The 242-nt window shown below is 67.4% G+C and carries 1 protein-coding gene; it reads left to right on the top strand.

Going from position 1 to position 242, the window contains the following annotated elements; genetic code table 11:
* Positions 1–242, top strand: a 242-nt coding sequence (locus tag RAD10_RS42435; RefSeq protein ID WP_461622084.1) for a DUF736 family protein, incomplete at both ends; no start/stop codon positions are given.

Raw genomic sequence — 242 nt, 5'->3', positions numbered from 1 at the left:
ATCCTCGCCCTCTCGGCTGCCCGCCATTGGGTCCAGGTCTGCGCGCTGTTCGAGCTGTCCTCCAACTCGACCGGCGAGACCTTCCTCAACGGCAAGATCGAGGATCCGAGCCTCGACAAGCCGCTCTACATCTCGGCGTTCCGCCAGGAGGATGGCTCGTATAACATCGTGTGGTCGCGTCCGACCCGCCGCCGCGATGCCCCCACCGACGCTGCCGCAGCCGACGATGGCCTGCCGCCGCT

Source organism: Bradyrhizobium sp. 23AC (assembly GCF_054863025.1).
Note: the sequence above shows the minus strand (reverse complement) of the source record. Positions and strands in the feature narration are given on the sequence as shown.